This window comes from Streptosporangium sp. NPDC051023 (assembly GCF_040689595.1).
Classification (GTDB): domain Bacteria; phylum Actinomycetota; class Actinomycetes; order Streptosporangiales; family Streptosporangiaceae; genus Streptosporangium.
The window spans coordinates 38,006-54,307 of record NZ_JBFBCE010000037.1 but is presented as its reverse complement, the minus strand read 5'-3'; the positions used below and the strand labels follow the sequence as shown (position 1 = coordinate 54,307).

Sequence of the window (16,302 nt, the reverse complement as noted above, 5' to 3'; positions counted from 1 at the left end):
GGTCAGTACGCCCTGATCACCGTCTGCCTGACCTGGTTGCCGCCGGAGTCGGTTGCGGTGACGCGAAGCGACGGATTCGGGCGAAGAACGAGCGCACTGTAGCGACCGTTACCGAGTGGGAGAACCGGCTGCCTGAGCCAGGTCGCGCCGTCGTCATAGGACAGCTCCAGCTGCAGGTCCCTGGCGGTCAGTCCACTGACGCCCTGCTGGTGCCGTACGGCGAAGCCGAGCAGGCCGGGCCGTACGTCGTAGTCGACCTGCAGCAGCGGCAGCACCTGCTGGCCCTGCTTCGACCTGAACGTCCAGGCCGTCTCGGTCGCGATCGCCCGCGTCCATTGCTCGGAGGTCCGCTTGGTGGACAGCTCGAGGCGGTACTCGGCCTCCTGCGGTACGGCGGGGAAAGCGCCCCAGGCATCCTTGCGTTCCGCCACGAGCGTGCCGTCCCTCAGGAACCTGGCCGAGGTGCTGTCGTTGTCGACCCCCGCGCGGGCGACGTGGCCGGAAGAGTCGACGAACTCGGGGATGTGGATCTCCAGGGTGTCGCCCGTGCGGGTGGAGGGAGCCAGCCAGTCGGGGATGGCGGGCCGCACGACGGGCGCGTGCCAGCTCTCGCTGACCCGCTGACCGGGCTCGTAGGTGCGGTACTGCTCGGTCATCCCGTCCTGCAGGCGGTTCATGTCGTCCCAGACGAACTGGTGGTTGACGAGGTGTTGCCAGAGGGAGCCGTTCGCGCTGATGTACTCGATTCGCCGCGACGGCGTCTTCACGATCCGCTGTGTCTCCATCTGGTCGCCCAGGGAGTAGGCCTGCCAGGGGCGCCAGCCGAACCGCTGCTCCTTGGCCCACCCGAACACGCCCGTGTTCTGATATTTCGTATCCACACGTGCGGTGTTGCGGTCGCTCACCTCGTGCACGATCTCGTCCGGCACCTGTCCATCGGAGACCTGCATGACGTCATAGAGGTACGGCGACGCCATCGTCCCGCTGATGTCCAGCAGGGTCTGCCCCTTTCTGACCTGTTCGAGCAGCCGCTGTCCGTGATCGTTGGCGATCAGCATGACCGGTATGGGCAGCGTTACCTTGGCCGGGTTCCATCCACGCCCGAGCGCGTCGTCAGGAGTCATCACGATGATCGCGGCGACCGCTCCCGCATTCACCGCCGCCTTGGCGGCGTCTCCCAACTGCACTGACGGGTCGCTCATCACGGCGACCTTGCCCTGAGCGCCGTCGGCCCCCTCCGTGAGCTGCCACAGACGGCGGCCCTCCACGCCGGGCGAGCCACCCAGAAAGCCCATCGGATACGCGGAGTCCGCCACCCGCGCGGAGATCTTTGGAGCGATCAGCTGCCAGCGTGAGGCGAATTCGAACGTGCCCTCGCTGACCGGCTGGGTCGGCGAGACGTTGAGCCCTTCGACGACGTCGAAGTTCATGATGCCTTGGGAGATCTTGCGCGAGCCGAAGGTGCGGTGGGTGAAGTAGGTGAAGATCCCCACCTGTTCCACCGGCTCGCTCGCCTTGATGGTGACGGGGGTGGTCTTGCGGTAGTCGAGGAGCACCTCCAGGTCGCGGTCGACCTTGAGCTCCGGAATGACGATGAGCCCGTCGCGCGGGTGCATGCGGCCCCACGCGTCCGCCAGGTTGATCGCCTGCGTCATGTAGGTGCCCTCGGAGACCTCCACGGTCAGACCCTGTTCAGGCACCCAGGTCAAGACGTCGTCCCGCCGCGACCCGCCGAACATCGTCAGGGTGCCGGTGCTGCTGGGCTTGCCCGCCGCGTCCACGGCGGTGAAGTGGACTTTGTGCTTGGGCCCCCTCCAGGTGAGCGCCAGCGTGGTGTGCACGCTCTCGGTTCCCGCGGTCGCGGTGACCTGCCCGTTGTATCTGCCGAAGGGCAGCGTGGTCAGGTCCACGCGGACCTGGACCTCGGCGGTGCCGCCGGCCGCGACGGTGACGCTCTGCGCGCTGAGCACGGCGCCCTTGAGGGTGCTGGAGAGCTCCAGTGTGACCGGCGCCGCCGTGCCGTTGGTGTAGGTGATCGTACCCTCGGCCGTGTCCGCCCCCTCACCCTTCTGGTGCATGCCGAGGTTGACCACGCCTGTGGCCGTCACGCCCTGTCGCAGGGCACGCGCCACGTCGAGCCTGCCCGCACCCACGTCGTCGGCCTGCTGGTCGGCCAGCGTCTTGGCCGAGTCCATCAGGGCGTCCTTGATCTGCCCCGCCCTCCACTCAGGGTGGCGCTGCTTGAGGATCGCGGCGGCCCCTGCCACGTGCGGGGTGGCCATGGAGGTCCCCGACTCGGCCGTGTAGTGCTCGTCGACGGGCTGGCCCATGCCGGTGCCCCTCGCCCTGGCCGCGACGATGCCTACGCCTGGCGCCATGAGGTCCGGTTTGGGCGCGTCGTCCAGGCGCGGGCCCCTGCTGGAGAAGGTCGCGATGGCGTCCTTGCCGTCGACGGCGCCGACGGTCAGCGCGGAGGTGGCCGCTCCCGGGTTGTTCACGGAGTAGGGTTTGCCGTCGTTGCCCGCGGCGACCACGAAGAGCGCACCGGTCCGCTCGGTGAGATTGTCGACGGCGACGCTGAGCGGGTCGGTGCCGTCGGTGACGTCGCCGCCGAGGCTCATGTTGACCACCGATGCTCCCTCGGCGACCGCCCATTCCATGCCCTCGATGACGCCGGACATGGGGCCGGACCCGTCGGCGCCGAGCACCTTGCCGATGATCAGATCTGCGCCCGGGGCCACGCCCTTCTTACCGACCCCGCCCGCGATGGTGGCGGCCACGTGGGTGCCGTGCCCGTGGGTGTCGTTCACGTCCTGGTCGCCGTTGAACACCTTGGTCTGCTTCACCCGGCCCGCGAGATCCTGGTGGGTCGCGTCGACTCCGGTGTCGAGGACGGCGACCTTGACGCCCTTGCCGTCGAACCCGGCCTGCCACGCCTCAGGAGCTCCTACCTGTGGCACGCTGTGATCAAGTGAGACCTTGACCTTGGCGTCGAGCCAGATCTTTGTCACGCCCTGGGACAGGCTCGCCTGCTCCTCGGCCAGAGACTTCCACAGCTGGCCGATCGTGCGCTTGTCCGCGGATACGGCCCGCCCGTTGATGCTCTCCAGCGGAGTCGCGGTCTTGGCGGTCTTGGCGGCCATGGCGTCGTAGACGAACAGCAGCGGTAGCTTGTCCGCCGACGCGTCGTCGTAGCCCTGCTCGATCAGGTCGGTCACGGAGAACAGGCTCGGGTCCAGCCGCTTGGCCGCCAGGTAGGGCACCATGTCAGCCGGCAGGACCCGCAGCTCGCCATCCTCCTCGGTGGTCTGGAAGCCCATCCGGTCCCGGCCGGGTCCCGGCTTTACCTCCACCGCTCGCCTGCCCTGCCCCGCTTCCCTGACGGTCACCACGTCGCCGGTGATCAAGGTGACGCGGTGGACGACAGAAGCGGCAGGCAGCGCCGCTGCCGGCGATGGAGAACTCAGGAGGGCGGCGGTGGATATTCCCACCGCCGCCACATGTACGGACCAGTGCATGGGGGTTGACCCTCTCGTGTCAATGAATGGTGATCACGAGAGTGAGTGCTGGCAGACCCCGCTCGCCAGCGTTCAGAGCTGCCGTTTGTCTGCCATGTCGTTAATGCGACAGCGGAGTCGGTTCCGGTTGAAGTATGCGGTGTGGATGACAAAGCAGAAAAAGGGGATAAAAGTAATGAAGAGGGTTAAATATAAGCGGTCACCCGGGGCGGGGCTGTATGTGGGGCGGCGCCCGTTGTGTCCGGTACGGGCCATGCCCGATGGTCGGGACGGGCGGGCCATGCCCGGTGGTCGAGACGGGCCGCGCGGTGGCCACCGGAGGCACGTGGGTCAGCAGCCGCCGGGCGCCCGCGAGGGGAGAAAGGGGGAGTCATGGCGAGAGCGGCGCAGACGACGGAGGACTCCCGGCAGGAGGCTCTGGCCGGCCGGCTCGTCGAGACTCTGGGCGGCCGGTTCTCACGTGAGATGGGCATCGACGTCGACCGCGGAGAGCGCGAGGTCGAGCGCTGGTCGCTCGCGGCGACGCTGTTCGGCACCCGCATCTCGGCCGCGATCGCGGTGCGCACCTACCGTCTCATGGCGCGGGCCGGTGTGCGCGCGCCCGCCGACGTCGACAGGTACAGCTGGGACGACCTCGTCGACCTCCTGGACCGTGGCGGGTACGTCCGCTACGACTACCGTACGGCGACGCGGCTGCAGAGGCTGGCCGCGGTGCTGGGCCGAGGCGGGGTCGGCGCCCTGCGCAAGGACCGCATGACCGACACCCGCGCCGCGCTCGATGCGCTGCCCGGCTGGGGACCGATGACGGTCACGCTGTTCCTGCGCGAGCTGCGCGGTGTCTGGCCGGGTGTCGATCCGCCGGTCGATGATCGCGCCGCGGAGGCCGCCCGCCACGTTGGCCTGCTCGGCGAGGACGACCAGCCGCTGGAGCAGCTGAGGGAGGTCGCCACCCGGGCCGGGCTGGACCTGCGGGATCTGGAGGCCTCCCTTGTCCGCCTGTGGCTGGCGCACCACCGCGAGTTCCAGCGATGCCCGGGCGGGCCTCGCTGCTCCGGGGGGCCGAACGCCCGCCGGGGAAAGCCAGGTGGGTGACCATGCGGGCAGGCCTGCTGACGGTGTTCCTCAGCGGGGACGTCATGCTCGGCCGCGGCGTCGACCAGATCCTTCCGCACCCGGGAGACCCGGCACTGCGCGAGCGATATGTCGGCGACGCCCGGAGCTATGTCGAGCTGGCGGAGGCGGTCAGCGGCCGGATCCCCTGTCCGGTGGATTTCTCCTGGCCATGGGGGGACGCCCTGCGGGTGCTGGACGAGGCCGCACCGGACGTACGGGTGATCAATCTGGAGACGAGCATTACCCGGAGCGACGAGTTCGCGCCGGGCAAGGCCGTGCACTATCGGATGAGCCCGGCCAACATCCCCAGCCTGACGGCGATCCGGCCGGATGTCTGCGCGCTGGCGAACAACCACGTCCTGGACTTCGGCGCCACGGGGCTGCGGGAGACCCTGGACACCCTGGCCGCGGCCGGGCTGCGGGCCGCGGGGGCAGGACGGGACATCGGCGAGGCGAGGCATCCGGCGACCGTCGCGGTCCACGGAGTCGGACGGGTGCTGGTCCTGTCCTTCGGGACGGCCTCAAGCGGCATTCCCCCGGAGTGGGCGGCGACCCGGGACCAGGCCGGGGTCGACGTCGTCTCCGAGAGCTCGGACATCCGAGCAGCCGAGATCACCGATCTGGTGCGCCGGGTGAAGGAGGCGGGAGACATCGTGATCGCCTCCGTCCACTGGGGCTCCAACTGGGGGTACGGCGTCTCCCGCGATCAGGTCAGATTCGCGCACCAGCTGGTCAATGGCGATGTCGACGTGGTGCACGGGCACTCCTCACACCATCCCCGGCCCGTGGAGGTCTACCGCGACAAGCTCGTCCTGTACGGCTGTGGTGACTGCGTCGATGACTATGAGGGCATCGGCGGTCACGAGTATTACCGCGATGAACTGCGGATGCTCTATCTGGTGATGCTGGAGGCGGCCTCTGGGAAGCTGATCGGGCTGCGGATGGTGCCCATGCGGGCCCGGCGGATGCGGCTGTGGCGCGCCTCGGCGGAGGACTGCCGGTGGCTCCGGGAGGTCCTCGACCGGATCAGCCGAGGGCACGGAACGCGGGTGGATCTCGAACCGGACGGCACGCTCACCCTGCGTCCCGCCTGACGTCCCGTATGGCCTGTACCGCTAAGGCGCTTCAGCCTTGATCGCGGCTGCGTCCGACGCGGCCAGCCCTGATGGGATCAGCAGGAAGACCTTGGGGCTCAGGCGTTCCATGTCGCCGCGTCGTCCGCAGATGAGGCCTGCGGCGAAGTCCACGAACTGTCTCGCCTCGTCGTCGGCCACGGTCGTGAGATCCATGACGACCGCGATGCCCTCGCGGAAGTACCGTCCCACGTGTCGGACGTCGTTGTAGTCGCGGGGGCGCACTGTCTCAAGTATCACGGAATCAGTCTTCCCGGGCCGACGGGAACATCAAGGGGTTATGACATACACACGGGAAGGGATTCCGCTGAGGAAGCGGTCAATCAGGTCACGTTGAGCTGCTGGGGCAGGAAACCGAGCTGGGCGTACGCCTCCAACTGATCCCAGTAGAGGAGGTGGGTGACGATCAGGCCGGCCTCCAGGGTGAAGATCCAGCAGCATCGCAAATGCACCCGTCGGCCGGTGGGCGAGACGACGGTGCCTCCAGGAAGCAGGAACGGGCCGGTGTGGGTGCCGGTGATCAGGGCTGTCACGGCGACGTCGTCGTCCTGTGCGATCGCCTGCAGGGTGGTGTTGTGCACGTCGGGGAACGCCTCCCAGAACTGCACGTGGTAGGAGAGGATCTCGTCCCGGCTCTCGCCCTGACCGCCAGGTGACACCGAGACCGCGTTCTGGGCGTAGTAACGCGCGAGCGCATCCAGGTCGTGCGCGTTGTACACGGCGAAGAAGTCGTGCACCAGATTTACGACGTCCGTCATGGCAACGGCCTCCCGTTCCTGCTCGTTCACATCACCTACCCGGCCGACGCCTTGATCGACACTGGCGGGCAGCCGGCAGCCCGAACCTGGCAGGTGCCCGGCTTCGGTGTCCTTTCCGCTGTCAACCTTGGATAACGTCAAGGTCATGCGGCTTCATGTGGGATGCGCGATGTGGACGAACACGTCATGGCAGGGGCGTTTTCTGCCTCATCCGCTTCCTCCCGGAGAACGCCTGAGGTCGTATGCGACGTGGTGCAACGCGGTGGAAGGCAACACGACGTTCTACGCGACACCGACGAGGAGCACGGTTGAGTCGTGGGCACGGCAGACCGCCCCCGACTTCCGTTTCGTGGTCAAGCTGCCCAAGTCGATCACGCATGAGCGTCGCCTCACCGGTGCCGACGAGGAGCTTCGATCGTTCCTTGAGGCGATCGAACCACTCGGGCCGAGAGCCCATGCCCTCTGGATCCAGTTGCCGGGATCATTCACGCCGACCGATCTCGGCACCCTGGCGGGCTTCCTTCACCGGCTCCCCGACTCGCACAGATACGCCGTCGAAGTCCGTCACCGAGCGTTCTTCGATGACGCGCGATCCGGGCGGCTCCTCGAAGGGGTTCTCGCCAGAGTCGGTGCGGAATGGGTTCCCTTCGACACCGCCACCCTCTTCCAGAGCCCTCCGACCAGTGACGCGGAACGAGACGCGTGGGCGAAGAAACCGCGCATGCCACGCTGGTCGTCGGCTCTCACCGACCGTCCGATCATTCGCTACCTCGGCCGGGACGATACGGCGCGCACGGTGGAGGGCTGGCAGCAGTGGGTCGGTACGGTCACCGGATGGTTGCGTGAAGGCCGCTCGCCGACCGTGTTCATCCATACCCCGGACAATGCCGACGCGCCGATGCTCGCCCGTCGTTTTCATGAGGAGGTGCGGGCCGGGTTGCCCGAGATCGATCCACTGCCCGAGCCCATACCGACCGAGCCGCTGACCCTGTTCTGAGCGACCCTGTGCTGAGCGCCGAACTCCCCTCATGCATCGGTTGGCGGGCTTATTAGGGAAGGCGACGAGTATGCCCTGACCACCCCCGGCAGGTTTCCCGAATCCGCTGACCACCGAGGAGACAGCCGGTCCCGGAGACCGGCTGTCATGATCGTCGGACGGGGTTCGCGGGTTACAGGATCGGTTCGGCCCCGCCCACCGGCTGCCTGGTCCAGGCCTGGTGCTCCGACTCCCGGAGCTCCTCCTCGGCGGTCTGCTCGACTCTGGCCATGGCGATCCGGAGGATCGGGGGAGCCATCAGCGAGGTCACGATCGCGACGAGCACCACGATGGTGTACGCCTCGACGCTGAGGATGCCCAGCCGCAGGCCGACCATGGCGACCACGACCTCGATCACGCCGCGGGCGTTGAGCCCGGCGCCGAGCGCGACGAACGCGCCGAAGACCGCCTCGAGACCCAGCGCCTGGGTCCCGGCCGAGGCGAGCAGGATGAGCACGGCCGCGGTGGCGACGGTCGGTCCGGGTTCGTCCGACTTGTCGGTGAGTCGCATCGCGGTCCTGACCAGCGGGCGGCCGAGTGTGAGCGCGAACACGACGATGGCGGCCAGATAGGCGAACGAGGTCAGCACGGTGCCGGTGGACACCGCGTTCACGGCCATCGCGCTCACGATCGACAGCATGAACCAGCCGAAGGCGTCGTCGATCATGCCGGCGGTCAGCGTGAGCTGGCCGATGTTACGGTGCAGCAGCTTCATGTCCATGAGGGTCTTGGCGATGACCGGGATGGCGCTGACACACATCGCCACGCCCATGAACAGCGCGAAGACGGTGGTGTCCGTGCCGTTGGGGATCAGCGTCCCGGGCAGCAGGAAACCGGCGCCGATGCCGAAGCCGAGCGGGACGATGAGGCCGCCGACACTGACTCCGGCGGCTGTGGCGCCGCGCCGCCGTACCAGGCCCATGTCCATGTGGATGCCGGTGAGGCCGACCAGTAGCAGCACGCCGATCTGGCCGACGGCGTCGAGCAGGTGGAACTGTTCGGGGTTCGCGGGGAACAACCAGCCCTGTAGTCCTGGCGCGACGTGCGCCAGGAAGGAGGACCGAGGATCACACCGACGAACAGTTCACCGACGACGGCAGGCATGCCGAATCGGGTGGCGAGCCGGCCGAGGGTCAGTGCCAGCATGAGCAGCAGGCCGACTTGGAGGAGGAAGACAAGTAGGTTGTGTGCGGCGATCGGCGCTATGGGAGCACCTGACGAGGCGAGCATCGTCCCCCCTAAAGGGTAAGTGGTTCGCAAAAGATCTACTCGTGCTCACTTGGAGGTGAATCATCAATCAGCCGCAGAAGCGGTTGCCTTCAGTACTCCTTTTGTGTGCTGGATAAACGTCGGGACATGCGATATCGGACGCTCCGAATGCCTCAATGCGGAGCGCGCGGAATGATCGTGATTGAATCCGCGGGTCCGGGCGGACCGCGAAAAACGTTCGAATGGCGTTCTGGTCGTTGGGAACCGTGCCCTCACACCGGGCGGATCAGCCGGGTCTCGTAGGCGAAGACCACGGCCTGCACCCGGTCGCGCAGCTCCAGCTTGAGCAGGATCCGGCTCAGATGCGTCTTCACGGTGGCTTCCGCGAGGTGCAGACCGGCGGCGATCTCGGTGTTGGACAGGCCGCGGGCCACCTCGATGAGCACCTCCCGCTCACGGGCGGTGAGCCGTTGCAGCCGGTCGTCCCCCACGGAATCGCCGCCGGTGGGGAGCTGGTCGGCGAAGTTCTCCAGCAGGCGGCGGGTGATTCGTGGGGAGACCACCGCGTCGCCCGCGGCGACGCTCCTGATCGCCCCGAGCAGTTCCTCGGGCAGGGCGTTCTTGAGGAGGAAGCCGGACGCCCCGGCCTTCAGCCCGGCGAAGGCGTACTCGTCGAGGTCGAAGGTGGTCAGAATGAGCACCCGGGTCTGCGGGGAGTCCCTGATGATCCGGCGGGTCGCCTCGATCCCGTCGATGCCGGGCATGCGTACGTCCATCAGCACGACGTCGGGGCGCAGCCGCCGCGCGAGACGTATGGCCTCGGCGCCGTCCCCGGCCTCGCCGACCGGCTCCATGTCCGGCTGGGCCTCGAGAACCATGGTGAACGCCATGCGGAGCAGTGACTCGTCGTCGACGAGCAGGACGCGGATCGTCATGCGGCCCCCTTTCCCGCCGTGCCGTCTCCGGTTGCGCGGAGGTCGAGCCTGGCCGAGACCCGCCAGCCGCCGCCCGGGAGTGGGCCCGCCTCGAGGGTTCCGCCGTACGTGGCCGCGCGCTCGCGCATACCGGGGATGCCGTGCCCGGACGAAGGACCGGGGACCCGCGTGGCGGGGCCGTCGTCGGTGACGTCGACGGTGACGGCCTCGGGAGAGCAGCTCACCCGCACCTTGGCGTGGGTACCGCGCGGTGTGTGCTTGAAGGTGTTGGTCAAGGCTTCCTGTACCAGACGGTAGACGGTGAGCTGGGCGGCGGTGGGGACGGAGGCGGGGTCGCCTTCCAGATCGAGGCGGACCGGCAGTCCGGCCGCGCGCATCTGGTCGGCGAGGGGTTCCAGCTGCGCGATGCCGGGCATCGGGTGGCGCGACGCGTCCGGCTCGTCGGCCCGCAGTACGCCGAGGGAGCGCCGCATGTCGGTGAGGGCCTGCCGCCCGGTGCCGGAGATCTGGTGCATGGCGGCGGTCGCCTTGTCGGGCGAGCGGCGCTGCGCGAAGACCGCGGCGTCGGCGAGCGCGACCATGACGGACAGGTTGTGCGTGACGATGTCGTGCATCTCGCGGGCGATGCGGGTCCGTTCGTCCGCCGCCGCGAGCTGGGCCCGCTGGTCGCGCTCACGTTCGAGGCGGACCGCGCGGTCCTCCAGGGACACCAGGTAAGCATGCCTGATCCGGGTGTTCGTGCCGGTGACGGCGACGGTGGTGGCCACGGCGGTCAGGAAGCCGGCCGAGCTGAGGAACATGTCCTGGGGAGCCGCCCAGCGCGCGGCGGCCAGCAGGATGCCGGCCTCGAGTACGGCTCCCGCCACGAGCGTGCGGCGCCAGGTGGAACGCGAGGCCACCGTGTACAGGGCGACCAGCAGTGTCACGTCGGTCAGTGACTGGATGTCGGCGAACCACTGGACGAGCGCCGCGGCGGCCACCACGCAGAACACCGTCAGGGGCGCGCGACGCCGCCACACCAGGGGAAGAGACAGCGCCACATAGAGGATCAGGGGGCCAGGGGGACCCTGGTAGACCTGGCTGTTGAGGCCGATGCTCCCGAAGAGGAGCACGGCCGCCAGCAACGCGTCGGCCGCCGTCGGCGGCAGCCGGGCACCCGTCCGCAGCAGGGCTCGTACCGGTGGCAAGGTGCGCACGGGCCACATCGGCCGCCTGGAGGCGGAGGCGGCGTGTCTCATGAACGGTCGCCCACTCCGTGCCGATCGGCGGGCCGGCCCGCCACGTCGTGCGAGGGGACGGCGCGCGGGTACGGCACGGCGCCTCCTGCGTGGGAAACCGCCACGGAGGTCCTTTCCCCGTGGCGTTCGGCGAGCGCGCGGGTTTCGATCATCGGGTGGTCCCCTTCGGGCAGGGCCGTTCGAGTGACAGCATGTTATGGTCCGGGACCCGGTGAGCACCTGAGCCCATCGGCTGACGACGCCGTGGAGGAACTGCGCCTCCAGGTGGAACGCCCCTACATCCAGGGTCGTAGAGGCGGTGCGCGGTGAGGGTCTCCGGCCGCGCGGCGCGGCTCGGGCTCGATGAGCGTCCATGGATGTGCCGGTGGTGCGGTACGGCTCGGGCCCGACGACCGCCCGCGGACGTGACGACGGCGGGGCGGAGCCGTACCGGGTCAGCCTGGAGTCGTACCCGGGCTGTTCGAGCGAGGCGCTCGATGTGATCTTCCTTGGAAGAAATCGCTGGCCAGAGCGTAGATGGCCGCCTGTGGCACGGGATGGCGCCGGGAGCGCCGGAGGGCACGGGAAACCAGACCGGAAGCTGACGCGCCGGTCAGGTCGCGCGGCCTAGCTTCTTGTCCGTGCCGGTACGGCCGTGATCGCCGTGGATGTTCCCGTGATTCCCACGGGTGTTCGTGACCCCCCAGGGCCTTCTCGTGATCCCCCGCGGTTGGGGCGTTCTCGTGATCCCCGCGGGGGTGTTCAGGCAGTCGGGAGGCGGTCCGTGCGCCGTGACCGGCCATGTTCGAGACAGGATGCAGGAGGAGAACCTGATGCGTGGACGAAAGATAACCGTGACAGGAGCCGTGGTCGCGGCCCTGGCGGGTGCCGCCCTGGTCGGCGTGCCGCCGGTGACGGGAGTGGGGGCGGGGGCGGCCTGGGCGGACGCCGCAGGCCACAGCTCGGATGCGGGGCTGGCCCGGTTCCAGCATCAGAAGATCGACTGGCACCGCTGCCAGACCGGCCCCGACGACGCGGCCGGTAAGGAACTGGACGAGGCGAAGGCCCAGTGCGCCGAGGTCACCGTGCCGCTGGACTACAGTCGCCCGAACGGGCGGACCATCAAGGTCGCGATGTCGCGGCTGAAGGCGACCGACCCCGGGCGCAGGCGAGGGACGCTGCTGTACAACCCCGGCGGTCCAGGCGTTCCCGTGACGTATCTCGCGCTCATGGTCAAGCAGGCCGAACCAGAGGTCGCGGCCCGCTACGACCTGATCGGGATGGACCCCCGGTTCGTCGGGCGCAGCACCCCGCTGAACTGCAAGTGGCCCACCACCATCCTCGGTTCCGCGGGACCCGACCGGCGCACCTTCGATCAGAGCGTGACCCTGGCCAAGGACCTGGCGGCTCGCTGCGCCGCCTACCGGGACGTGCTGCCCCACGTCTCGACCCGCAACACCGCGCGGGACATGGACGTGATCAGGGCCGCCCTCGGCGAGTCGAAGCTGTCCTACCTCGGCTCGTCGTACGGCACCTACCTGGGTGCGGTCTACCTGCAGATGTTCCCCCGCCGGGTCGACCGGGCCGTCCTCGACAGCACCTTGGACACCGACCTCTTCGGCCCCGACCTGACGAGCACGCAGGGCCCCGCCCTGGACGGGGTCATGAAGGACTGGGCGGCCTGGGCTGCTCGCCATCACGACCGCTACCGTCTGGGTGACACGACCGCCGAGGTCCTGGCCACCGTGAACCGGATCAACCAGGTCACCAACCGCGGCCCGCTGAAAGTCGGCCGCTTCCAGGTCGACAGCCGCCTGCTGCCGATGATCCTGTTCAACGTCACCGCCGGGGACAGTGACGAGGGGTACGGCAACTTCGCCGCCACCATCCAGGTCCTGAACAACGCGGCCCGTGGCGCCGAGGCCACCCCGACCCCGTTGCTGGAACAGGTCCTGACCGGTATGTCCTCTCCGGACGCCGACGGAGCCGCCAGCGTCCAGAGCGCGATCTTCTGCGCGGACCGGGCGGCGTCCCGCGACCCCGAGACCTACTACCGCGACATCCAGGCCCACCGCGCCGACGAGCCCCTGTTCGGCCCGCTGATCCGCAACTTCACCCCCTGCTCGTTCTGGCCCGCCGCCCCCGCCGAGCCTCCCACCCGGGTTCGCAACAACGTCCCGGTTCTGATGGTCGGCGCGACCGGTGACCCGGGAGCCCCCTACTCGGGCCAGCTGGCCACGCACCGGGCCCTGACCGGATCTCGCCTGGTCACACTGCGCGGCGCCTTCCGCCACACCGTGTACGCGGGACTCTTCGCCCCCCAGAACGCCTGCATCGACAAGGTCGTCAACGGGTACCTGGTCGACGGCGTCATGCCCGCCGCCGACACCACCTGCGCTGACACCCCGTCCACCGGCAAGAACTGACCGGCTCCGGCCGCCCTGCCCGGCCCCTCTCCCGGCTGGGCGCCGGGCGGCGGGAGCCGGGTTCACGGGTGGCCGGGCGGGTGGCCGGTTCGTGGGTGGTCGGTTCACGGAGCCGGGCGGCACGGGGCGACGCACAGCGGGAGGCGCCTGAACATTAATGGATCATTGAAACGAATTTTCCACCTTGATCCTATTGATATCCCTCGTTTGTTTGGCTGGGGATGCCTGTCCAGCTGATCCTGATATTTGATTTAATGCCAATGCTTTTGGGCGAGATTGAAGGAACCGCTGGCCAATGGCGATGAACGGAACCGACGCCTACCGAGGCCTTGAGCTTTCTCCGCTCGTGGCCCGCGCGGTCGAGCTCGCGGAGAGACACGAGTTCCCCTTCTCCTGTCGTCCCGAGCAGGGGCGTCTTCTGCGGGTTCTCGCGGGTGCCGCCCTGTCCTCGATCGCGGAGACGGGCACGGGATGCGGGGTCGGGCTCGCCTGGCTCGTCACCGGGGCGCCGCCGCAGGTTGACATCATCAGCGTGGAACGCGAGCCCGGCAGGGCGAAGGCGGCGGCCGAGCTTTTCGCGGACGTTCCCAACGTCACCGTGATCTGCGGCGACTGGACCGTGATCTACGACCACGCGCCCTACGACCTGGTCGTTCTCGACGGCGGTGGAGGCAAGGACGGTGCCGTCGCCGATCCGTCCCGCCTGCTCCCACCCGGCGGAACGCTCGTGGTCGACGACTTCACCCCCGCGCTGACGTGGCCGCCCCTGCACGAGGGCGAACCCGACCTGGCCCGTCTGCACTGGCTGGAGCATCCCCTGCTCAACGCGGTTGAGATGCGCCTGGCCGCAGACCTGGCCGCCGTCGTCGCCGTCCGCACGCTCCTGCCCGGCACCGTGACCGTCTGACATCGTGACTGCCCGGCACCGTGACCGCCCGGCACCGTGACCTTCTGACGGCGACAGCGATCCGGGTCATCGGTTCAGCCGAGCCTCGAGGTGGGTCCGGACCTGAGGCCATTCCTCGACGAGGATGGAGTAGTAAGCCGTGTCCCGGATCGAGCCGTCGACGGTTCTCGCGTGAGCCCGCCGTACCCCTTCGAATAGGCCTCCGATGTTCTCGATCGCCCTGCGGGACCGCTGGTTGCGGGCATCGGTCTTCAGGGTGACCCGCAGGACCGCCCAGACGTCAAAGGCGTGGCCGAGCATCAGGAGCTTCGCCTCGGTGTTGCACCCGGTCCTCTGGGCGGAGGCGGCCAGCCAGGTGCTGCCGATCTCGGCCACGGTGGGAACCGCGTCCGGACGGGGAGTCGTGCGCCCCGGGGGCCAGGACGGAGGCCAGGACCAGTAGTCCAGGTCGAGGAAGCGGGTCGAGCCGATCACCTTTCCCGACCGGAGGTCCCGGATGGCGAAGGGAAGCGCCCAGCCCGTTCGCCGGTCGTCGAGGGCCGCCTGGACGTACCGGTCCATCGACACCGTGTCCGGCGGGACCAGTGTGAAGTCGTAGGCGTCGCGGGACTCGGTCGCGGCCTCGACGAGGCCGTCGACATGCTCGGCGCCAAGCGGTTCCAGGCACACACGCTTACCCCGCAGGGTCACAGGATCGGGCACGTTCTCACTCTAGGAAACCGCCGGGGCCGGTCAACCGGAAAAGGCCGTAGACCCGATCACGCCTTTCCGTCCGTCGGCGGTCCCGGGGCGAACGGCGTCCTCGGACGGCGGGTCCGGTTCCGAGCTTCGGGGAAGGCGCACGGTGACGGTGAGACCGCCCTCCTGACGGGCCCTCGCGGTGACGGTGCCGCCGTGGGCGTCGGCGATGGCACGCACGATCGACAGGCCGAGCCCGGCCCCGCGCGCCGAGCGGACGCGTTCGCCGTGCCGCCTGCGGAACGGCTGGAACAGCTCGTCGACCTCGTACGGCGGCACCACGGGACCCGTGTTCTCCACCGTGACGATCGCGGCGGTGTCGTCCTGACAGGTGGCCACCCAGATGTCGCCGTCGCGGACGTTGTACTTGATCGCGTTCTCCAGGAGGTTGAACACGCAGCGTTCCAGGAAGAGCGGGTCGCCGTCGGCGGGTGCGGGACGCCGGTCCTGGTGGACGGTCACCCGCCGTCTGCGGGGTTCGAGGGCGAGCTGTTCCAGCACGGTGTGGACGACCTGGCGCAGGTCGACGGTCTTGCGGACGGTGAGTTCCTGCTCGGACTGCGCGAGCAGCAGCAGGCCCTCGATCAGCCGCTCGTACCTGGCGTTCGTGCCGAGGAGCGCGCGAGCCAGCGCCTTGAGGTCCTCGGAGGCCGCCGGCTCCTCCAGCGAGACCTCCAGAATGGTGCGGTTGATCGTCAATGGGGTGCGCAGCTCGTGGGAGGCATCTGCCACGAAGCGGCGCTGGGCGTCGAACACCCGGTGCAGGCGGTCGAGCATCGCGTCGAAGGTGTCGGCGAGCCGCTTGACCTCGTCCTGCGGGCCCTGAAGTGAGATCCGCTCGTGCAGGGTGCTTTCCGAGAGCCGCTGCGCGGTCTCCGTCATCCGGTCGAGGGGCCTGAGCGCGCGGTCGGCCACCAGGTAACCGACGACCACCGCGACGATCCCGACCAGGATCATGACGACCAGCGAGGAGCGCAGCATCTCCTCGAGCACGCTGGTCGTCCGCTGCCCGACCTCCTGTTTCAGCTGCTGGGTCGCCTGATCGGCGGGTGTGCCATCGATGACGGTCCTGGAAAAAGGGTCGGTGGGTGAGCCGCTGGGCAGTGTCACCTTGCCGAGCTTCACGACGAACTGCTGGTTCAGCGCCCTGGCGGTCAGCAGATAGGTGAGCCAGAGCAGCACCGATCCCGCGGCGAAGAACAGCCCGCCGTACAGCAGGGTGAGCCGCGTGCGCAGGCCCAGCCTGTTCCAGCGGGGGGTGGCCGCGATGGCCCGTCTCATCGAGGTCCCTTTCCCACGGGACGGGTTCGAG

General features: G+C 68.8%; 13 protein-coding genes. 5 read left to right on the top strand and 8 right to left on the bottom strand.

What is annotated here, in order from left to right; translation table 11 throughout:
* Positions 1-2: 2 nt before the first annotated feature.
* On the bottom strand, positions 3-3,407 hold the full coding sequence (locus tag AB0395_RS24410) for a S8 family serine peptidase (protein ID WP_366284104.1): 3,405 nt from the start codon (positions 3,405-3,407) through the stop codon (positions 3-5).
* 483 nt (positions 3,408-3,890) lie between these two features.
* On the opposite strand from AB0395_RS24410, the gene AB0395_RS24405 reads away from it, so the two are divergent.
* Both AB0395_RS24405 and AB0395_RS24400 read left to right on the top strand, forming a co-directional pair.
* Positions 3,891-4,610 carry a hypothetical protein gene (locus AB0395_RS24405; protein ID WP_366284101.1) on the top strand — a complete coding sequence of 240 codons (720 nt, stop codon included), beginning with the start codon at positions 3,891-3,893 and terminating at the stop codon, positions 4,608-4,610.
* Between the two features lie 2 nt (positions 4,611-4,612).
* Positions 4,613-5,725: a CapA family protein gene (locus AB0395_RS24400; RefSeq protein WP_366284209.1), complete on the top strand. Its 1,113-nt coding sequence runs from the start codon at positions 4,613-4,615 to the stop codon at positions 5,723-5,725.
* A gap of 21 nt (positions 5,726-5,746) precedes the next feature.
* Here the strand turns inward: AB0395_RS24400 and AB0395_RS24395 are convergent, their stop codons facing one another.
* Both AB0395_RS24395 and AB0395_RS24390 read right to left on the bottom strand, forming a co-directional pair.
* Entirely contained in the window at positions 5,747-6,004 is a 258-nt protein-coding gene (locus AB0395_RS24395; protein WP_366284098.1) for a cell division protein SepF, read from the bottom strand.
* Between the two features lie 83 nt (positions 6,005-6,087).
* A complete protein-coding gene (locus AB0395_RS24390) occupies positions 6,088-6,522 on the bottom strand; it encodes a nuclear transport factor 2 family protein (RefSeq protein WP_366284097.1) in 435 nt (144 codons plus the stop codon).
* 145 nt (positions 6,523-6,667) lie between these two features.
* Here AB0395_RS24390 and AB0395_RS24385 point away from each other — a divergent pair, with 145 nt between their 5' ends.
* A complete protein-coding gene (locus AB0395_RS24385) occupies positions 6,668-7,519 on the top strand; it encodes a DUF72 domain-containing protein (RefSeq protein WP_366284095.1) in 852 nt (283 codons plus the stop codon).
* A 172-nt stretch (positions 7,520-7,691) separates the two neighbouring features.
* Here AB0395_RS24385 and AB0395_RS24380 read toward each other — a convergent pair whose 3' ends face one another.
* From AB0395_RS24380 to AB0395_RS24370, 3 genes are all read right to left on the bottom strand, one after another.
* Positions 7,692-8,576, bottom strand: a complete 885-nt coding sequence (locus AB0395_RS24380; protein ID WP_366284092.1) for a cation:proton antiporter — start codon at positions 8,574-8,576, stop codon at positions 7,692-7,694.
* A gap of 463 nt (positions 8,577-9,039) precedes the next feature.
* Positions 9,040-9,702 (bottom strand): response regulator transcription factor, encoded by a 663-nt coding sequence (locus tag AB0395_RS24375; RefSeq protein ID WP_366284090.1) that lies wholly within the window; start codon positions 9,700-9,702, stop codon positions 9,040-9,042.
* Positions 9,699-10,898, bottom strand: coding sequence for a sensor histidine kinase (locus AB0395_RS24370; RefSeq protein ID WP_366284088.1), 1,200 nt, complete (start codon positions 10,896-10,898; stop codon positions 9,699-9,701). Before AB0395_RS24370 ends, AB0395_RS24375 begins: the two co-directional genes overlap by 4 nt.
* A gap of 854 nt (positions 10,899-11,752) precedes the next feature.
* Here AB0395_RS24370 and AB0395_RS24365 point away from each other — a divergent pair.
* Both AB0395_RS24365 and AB0395_RS24360 read left to right on the top strand, forming a co-directional pair.
* Positions 11,753-13,345, top strand: a complete 1,593-nt coding sequence (locus tag AB0395_RS24365; protein WP_366284086.1) for an alpha/beta hydrolase — start codon at positions 11,753-11,755, stop codon at positions 13,343-13,345.
* Between the two features lie 295 nt (positions 13,346-13,640).
* The gene (locus AB0395_RS24360) at positions 13,641-14,252 is read left to right on the top strand and encodes a hypothetical protein (RefSeq protein WP_366284085.1); all 612 of its coding nucleotides are present in this window, start codon (positions 13,641-13,643) and stop codon (positions 14,250-14,252) included.
* Between the two features lie 66 nt (positions 14,253-14,318).
* Here the strand turns inward: AB0395_RS24360 and AB0395_RS24355 are convergent, their stop codons facing one another.
* The gene (locus AB0395_RS24355; protein ID WP_366284082.1) at positions 14,319-14,954 is read right to left on the bottom strand and encodes a GNAT family protein; all 636 of its coding nucleotides are present in this window, start codon (positions 14,952-14,954) and stop codon (positions 14,319-14,321) included.
* A gap of 30 nt (positions 14,955-14,984) precedes the next feature.
* Positions 14,985-16,271, bottom strand: a complete 1,287-nt coding sequence (locus AB0395_RS24350; RefSeq protein WP_366284079.1) for a HAMP domain-containing sensor histidine kinase — start codon at positions 16,269-16,271, stop codon at positions 14,985-14,987.
* Between the last annotated feature and the right edge of the window lie 31 nt (positions 16,272-16,302).

Coding starts and splice junctions, on each gene's coding strand:
- AB0395_RS24405 (WP_366284101.1), top strand. CDS start 3,891: ATGGCGAGAGCGGCGCAGACGACGGAGGACTCCCGGCAGGAGGCTCTG.
- AB0395_RS24400 (WP_366284209.1), top strand. CDS start 4,613: ATGCGGGCAGGCCTGCTGACGGTGTTCCTCAGCGGGGACGTCATGCTC.
- AB0395_RS24390 (WP_366284097.1), bottom strand. CDS start 6,522: ATGACGGACGTCGTAAATCTGGTGCACGACTTCTTCGCCGTGTACAAC.
- AB0395_RS24385 (WP_366284095.1), top strand. CDS start 6,668: ATGCGGCTTCATGTGGGATGCGCGATGTGGACGAACACGTCATGGCAG.
- AB0395_RS24375 (WP_366284090.1), bottom strand. CDS start 9,702: ATGACGATCCGCGTCCTGCTCGTCGACGACGAGTCACTGCTCCGCATG.
- AB0395_RS24365 (WP_366284086.1), top strand. CDS start 11,753: ATGCGTGGACGAAAGATAACCGTGACAGGAGCCGTGGTCGCGGCCCTG.
- AB0395_RS24360 (WP_366284085.1), top strand. CDS start 13,641: ATGGCGATGAACGGAACCGACGCCTACCGAGGCCTTGAGCTTTCTCCG.
- AB0395_RS24350 (WP_366284079.1), bottom strand. CDS start 16,271: ATGAGACGGGCCATCGCGGCCACCCCCCGCTGGAACAGGCTGGGCCTG.